A 5429-nucleotide genomic window follows, 5' to 3' on the forward strand; every position below is an offset into this window, starting at 1 on the left:
CAACATTTTGCGAAAAGCATTCCCAAATGCGTTTAACCGCTATGGGATAGAGAGGTGCGTAGTTCACCCAAGGAGAATCAATCTCTCGAAGCAAAAGTGAAGGGAATTTCTGAAATGGAATTCAGTCTGTCTATATTTGACTATACTTTTACTAACTATAAGAAGTATAAATGTCAATTGATCGACTTAAATCTTAAACTAAATAATCAAGCCCGAATCGCCCAGTATTGGAGGAACAAAACAACTCGTGAGTATAACTGATTTAATCCAAAAAGGCGGAGTGGCCATGTGGCCGCTGCTTTTTCTGTCTATTTTATCTCTTAGCACTATTATCGAACGAATTTGGTTTTGGAGTCGTACTCTCCTCAGTGAGGGCCAGATTTTAAATCGCATTATGGAATCCGCCATCCGTAACTGGGATTTGGCGGCAAAAGTCGCCGGAGATTCCCGCAATCACCCCATTGGTAGCTATCTTTATGCTCCCCTGCGCTTAGAAAATCCAGATCCAGAGGTTTTTCACTTTGCCCTCGAATCGGCTGCCGATGAACAATTATCCCTAATGAAACGGGGCGATAAAATGCTTGAGGCAGTCGTCGCCCTTTCCCCCCTGTTAGGATTATTAGGGACGGTACTCGGTTTAATTACCTCTTTGGCCGATATTCAATTGAGTGACCTGGGAACTTCCTCGACGGCGGGAGTAACTTTAGGTATTAGTGAAGCTTTAATTTCCACCGCTACCGGCTTAATTGTCGCTATTTTTAGCCTCGCTTTCTATCGTGTTTTTCAGGGACTCTGGTTCAATCAAGCCCGAATTTTTCGCAAGGCCGGCAGTGATTTAGAAATTATCTACCGCCAACGCTGGTTACACCAAGAAGACCAACAATACGCCCTCAGTGCTAACCTAGAAAAACCTCTCGATCGCTAAGTCTCCCCCTTATCAAGCATGGCCGAAACTAAATCTCCTAACCACAAAAAGCCAAAAAGTAGCCATATTACGGCTCGTCCGCTCAAATTATGGCACGATCAACACCGCATTCAAGAGGATGTGCAGGTTAATATCGTTCCCTTGATCGATGTAATTTTCTGTATTCTCACTTTCTTTATTCTCGGTGCAGTGGGATTATCTCGCCAACAGGCTATCAGCCTCGATTTACCGAAAGCTAGTACCGCCACCACCCCGATGCGGGAAATGTTGGTGGTTAGTCTCGATGATTTCGGACAACTCTACGTCGAAAAACAAATGGTGACTCGCGCCCAGCTGTTCGAGGCGATCAAGAATTATCATCAATATAGTCCCAATGGACTGATGGTACTCAATGCCTCCAGAAATGCCAGTTATAACGAAGTGGTTGGGGTTTTAGACCTACTGCGACAGGCAGGCGGTGATCGTGTGGCTTTAGCGACTCTATCGGGGGAGGCTAATAATCCCACCCTGGAAAATAGCAATCCTTTGCCCAATTTGCCGACTAATCCCACCTTGCCCAGTTCACCCAATCCTCTGGGCAGAAATTAACTAGGAATGGATGCGATAGCTGAGTAATTGTTCTTCGAGGGCGGCAATGCGATTGTAGGCCGCCGTCAATTGTGCCGTTAATCGGCGAATTTGGATTTCATCGGCAAAAGAATTATCGCCATTGACAGCTGGGGCTTGTTTGCCACCGTGATCCCGGAGAATATCTTTATGATCGTAGAGGCTATTATCGGATAACTCGGAAAAACCGACCATTTCCAGGGATTCTCGCCGGTAATGACTCGATTTATCCCCAGCTAGGATAGCAATTTGCTGGCTGAGGCTTTCGACAATATCCTGTAGACGCTCGACTTTCCGATCAAGACTGATAATCTGTTGTTGTAGTCCATTCATGCAATTACCTAGAGATAAAGGAGGTTTCCCCTCTATGCTAGGCTCTTGAGGAAATGGACTATAACAATTTATGATTGATTTAACGATCCCTTTACTGCCCTTAACGAAAATATGGCACGGGAAGTCCCCACACGAGAGCGAAGCGGGATGGGGATGTGCCGAGTGCCTCCTTTCCCCTTGATCAAAACCTATGCCACAATGTTTAGGCGTTGTCAGGTGAAGACCCTCGGTTTTACCCTGTGGCTATGTAGGGTTTGCGGCAAACAGTTTTTCGTGGGTGTGGGGTGTGGGGAGAAGGGAGTGCCGGAGCAGGGAGTGGGGAGCAGGGAGAAACAATTCATAACTTGAGAGTTAATCACACTATTAAAAGAGGAATTTAGCCATCAATCTTTACCGAGAAGCCGGATTTACTAACATGGCCAAAGCACAGAGACATTGTGGTTAGACTTAAGCATATTTTGAGACTTTTTAGAATGAAATAGCCCTGGCATCGGTAATAGCACTCGACATAAAAATTAGCTCACCAATCTAGATAAAATTTCTCGATGAATTAAGGCTCGATCGATTAAAAAGGCTTCGGATATTATTTAGGAGGATTATTAGGAGAAAGTGAGGGAAAAAAACCAACTCAAACCGTCAATAATGCCGTGGGAGTGATTTATAACCGATTACATCACTTTCTGATGACTGAATGGGACAAGAAAGGAAAAATATTTGAGCTTGTTAGCTTACATTAATTGTATTCTAATCTTCCTTTGTGTTTAAGTTGCCACATCCCACTGCCACTAACCGGGGTAACTTGTGCAGGTGAAATTAAGGTAAATTTACTGGTGTTGCCGCTTCTATAGCCATCAAATAAAGCAGATACTGTAAACTTTTGAGAAAGGGGAATAGCGTGCTGTTTCGGAAATAGTAAGTAATCTTTTCCTACTGATATGACATAAAATCCATCAGGGGACATATTAGATGTCAAAACCACAGGCTTAATTAGAACCCTAAGATTATTAAGAAGTGCAACAAATGCGGCTTTTCCCGTCACGCCATCTCCTACCTTTTATGTTTTTGGGACTCAGCGACTCAAGGAGCCGATCAATCATCAATCGCCTGAAACTGCCTGGTTTTATAGTGGGGGAAGACCTGAATTAAGAGATGCAGCCACTCATAAAATTATCGCACCCCAAAAGACTGATCCGCCCAATTCCCTCTACGTTATTGTGACGGATTTATATCAACAAAAAGCTCAATGGGAAGACTTAGTAGCACAACTCGATCATTATCTCCTGAAGGATGGTTACGCCGTTGGTATTATCCCAGTCAAAAGTAAATTTTGGGGGGATATTTATGATGTTGGATTAGATAATATTCGTTATCCCAGTGTTAAAACAAATCATCAGCAATTCTCATTTTGAAACGATTTTGCGTTGTTTCAGCGACCTAGAGATTCGTTAAGAATTATTAACCCCTCTAGGTGCAAGGGTTTTACAAATCATCCCTTTTATATCTTAGTGTTAGGTCGCTATTCTCAGGTTAAACAATATTTCGATAAAATCAAATCGGAAAGTCAAAATACAGGACTTAATTTTCCTGCTGAAAATTTTGTTATTTTCTCCACTCAAATTTTTGAAAAACCTGCTTTACTACAAATTAATGTCAATGAACAACCTATCCCTTCATCTTCTTCTCCGACATCAGATAATCCTCAAAAATTAGGAATTAGACGAGTAGAAGTAATTAATGATGGTCAAATAGTGATGAAAAAAGTGGCGAATCCTCAAAATGTAGAACGACTTATTATTCCTAGTCAAACAAGCAATAATATTCCCAAAGAGACTTCTTTAAAATATACACTCAAGTATAGTTCTCTGCCCTATACTTTGCCCCTAGCGAATTCTGCTAGTTATCAACTCAATGGTGATAGTGACTTTAATAACAACACAAAAGAATTTAAAAAACTAGATACTCAAAGTTCACTGATTCCCCTTCAACTAACGAATTGGCAATTTACGGATAATCAATTAGAATTTAATGCTTTAATAAATCTTGACAATAATCCTCAAGGAATTGGCGTTTATCGCTTAATTTTTGATGTGTTTCCCGAAAAAATTTCTGGCTCATCAAGACCGTATCAAGTCCCGTCTTGGTGGAAAAATTGGAGTCTTGGCGAAAACGAAATTTTTGCAGGAGATAGAACTTATATAGCGGTTCTCACACCTGGGGGGCACAGTTAAAGCTTTGCTGATTAAGCTTTTCAGGATTGAAAATGTACCTCTTGTGAACAGGAAACGCTATAATTTACAACCCTTTTTATATAATCTAGCGGAACCTCTACAGAGTTTGAAATACAATCAGAAATTCTTCAAGCTCAAGAGGAGGGTTTTGTGATTACCTTCACCCCCGAGCGCAGACGCGCACGCTAAAAGCAATGAGTTTTAAGGGAGAAGTTAGGCAGGCGCTATCGCTAACGTCAACGTGCCAGGGCAGCCTATCAACAGGCCGAAATCGAACGTCAACGGGCGGAACGTTTAGCGGCGCAATTACGGCAATTGGGTATAAATCCCGATGAAACCCCCTAATCGGCCCAGGAATGACCCCCATCTCTAAAAAACGAAAACCCACACATTCCTATCTCGGTTTGTGTGGGCTGATTGTTCACTTAATTCTAAGATTGAAAGCTTACACTTTGGCGAAATCTAAGACCCTAACTGAGAGTAACACCAGAGCGATCAATAAGTTTGTGAAGAAAAGTCGGCCGAGAAGCGACGTTGAACGGTTTCCCCGTAGCCATTGTCATTGTCAATACCGATTTCAGAAGCACTTCTCTCTAACATCGATTGTTGACGATTTTTGACGGCGTGGTGGTGACGCATCATTAAGGCGCGAGCTTGTTGTTCTGTAGACATAATCATTTCCTCCGATCTGCAAATCGCATTTTGAACTTTTTTAATCACCCACTAATATATATAACATACAATTCTGTATCTATTTTTACAAAATGCCCTAATCCCAGAAAAATTAACAAAACTTTACAATAGGAGTCGATCATCAGGAGTCAGTCTCGATGAAAAAATTTTCACCACCAGAGATGAAAGAGGTTTCCTTCCCTACACCCCACACCCCAATTCATAATTCATAATTCATAATTCCCAAGACATCAATCGCCCTCAGACCTTAATCGAACTAGGTTCATCGACGGCGGCGATAATGCGATGACAACCGGAAAAGGGTTGCGCCCATTGATACTGGTGTTCTAAAGGATTACCCCAACAGAGGCCGAGATATAATTCTGTGCGCGCCACATCTAATTCCGCCCATTCGGACTGGGCGACTAATTCTGCTAGAGAATCGGCAGAAATGGGACGACGGGAGTTAAGCGCCAACCAAAAATTCATATTAGGGGTGATACTGTTCCAAAACTCTAAAACCGAGGCTTTGGCAGCCATGAGAATTTCCTTGTCACCCGCCACGGCAACTAATTGATTTTGACATCCTCACCGCCGTAAACGGACGGTGATTCCCAAACCTCACGATTTAGGTTTCTGCTTCTTTCCCTTGCGGGGTTTCGCAC

General features: G+C 42.5%; 7 protein-coding genes and 2 pseudogenes. 5 read left to right on the forward strand and 4 right to left on the reverse strand.

Features of this window, described 5'->3' with window-relative positions:
* From BGL89_RS21170 to BGL89_RS03345, 3 genes and pseudogenes are all read left to right on the forward strand, one after another.
* Positions 1 to 100: pseudogene (locus BGL89_RS21170) on the forward strand (IS200/IS605 family accessory protein TnpB-related protein); the annotation flags it as partial.
* Positions 101 to 286: 186 nt separating this feature from the next.
* The gene (locus BGL89_RS03340; protein ID WP_286824444.1) at positions 287 to 925 is read left to right on the forward strand and encodes a MotA/TolQ/ExbB proton channel family protein; all 639 of its coding nucleotides are present in this window, start codon (positions 287 to 289) and stop codon (positions 923 to 925) included.
* Between the two features lie 18 nt (positions 926 to 943).
* On the forward strand, positions 944 to 1513 hold the full coding sequence (locus tag BGL89_RS03345; protein WP_286824438.1) for an ExbD/TolR family protein: 570 nt from the start codon (positions 944 to 946) through the stop codon (positions 1511 to 1513).
* Here BGL89_RS03345 and BGL89_RS03350 read toward each other — a convergent pair whose 3' ends face one another.
* Together BGL89_RS03350 and BGL89_RS03355 are read right to left on the reverse strand one after the other, a co-directional pair.
* Positions 1514 to 1864: a hypothetical protein gene (locus tag BGL89_RS03350; protein WP_286824439.1), complete on the reverse strand. Its 351-nt coding sequence runs from the start codon at positions 1862 to 1864 to the stop codon at positions 1514 to 1516.
* Between the two features lie 733 nt (positions 1865 to 2597).
* On the reverse strand, positions 2598 to 2903 hold the full coding sequence (locus tag BGL89_RS03355; protein WP_286824440.1) for a hypothetical protein: 306 nt from the start codon (positions 2901 to 2903) through the stop codon (positions 2598 to 2600).
* A gap of 175 nt (positions 2904 to 3078) precedes the next feature.
* Here BGL89_RS03355 and BGL89_RS03360 point away from each other — a divergent pair, with 175 nt between their 5' ends.
* Both BGL89_RS03360 and BGL89_RS03365 read left to right on the forward strand, forming a co-directional pair.
* Complete coding sequence (locus tag BGL89_RS03360; RefSeq protein WP_286824441.1) at positions 3079 to 3273, forward strand: hypothetical protein; 195 nt, start codon at positions 3079 to 3081, stop codon at positions 3271 to 3273.
* 96 nt (positions 3274 to 3369) lie between these two features.
* Positions 3370 to 4092 (forward strand): hypothetical protein, encoded by a 723-nt coding sequence (locus BGL89_RS03365; protein ID WP_286824442.1) that lies wholly within the window; start codon positions 3370 to 3372, stop codon positions 4090 to 4092.
* A gap of 495 nt (positions 4093 to 4587) precedes the next feature.
* On the opposite strand, the gene gifA is transcribed toward BGL89_RS03365, so the two are convergent.
* Positions 4588 to 4764, reverse strand: a complete 177-nt coding sequence (gene gifA, locus BGL89_RS03370) for a glutamine synthetase inactivation factor IF7A (protein ID WP_286824443.1) — start codon at positions 4762 to 4764, stop codon at positions 4588 to 4590.
* Positions 4765 to 5025: 261 nt separating this feature from the next.
* Positions 5026 to 5343: pseudogene (locus BGL89_RS03375) on the reverse strand (hypothetical protein); the annotation flags it as partial.
* Positions 5344 to 5429: the final 86 nt, after the last annotated feature.

This window comes from Microcystis sp. LSC13-02, from assembly GCA_002282935.1.
Taxonomy (GTDB): domain Bacteria; phylum Cyanobacteriota; class Cyanobacteriia; order Cyanobacteriales; family Microcystaceae; genus Microcystis.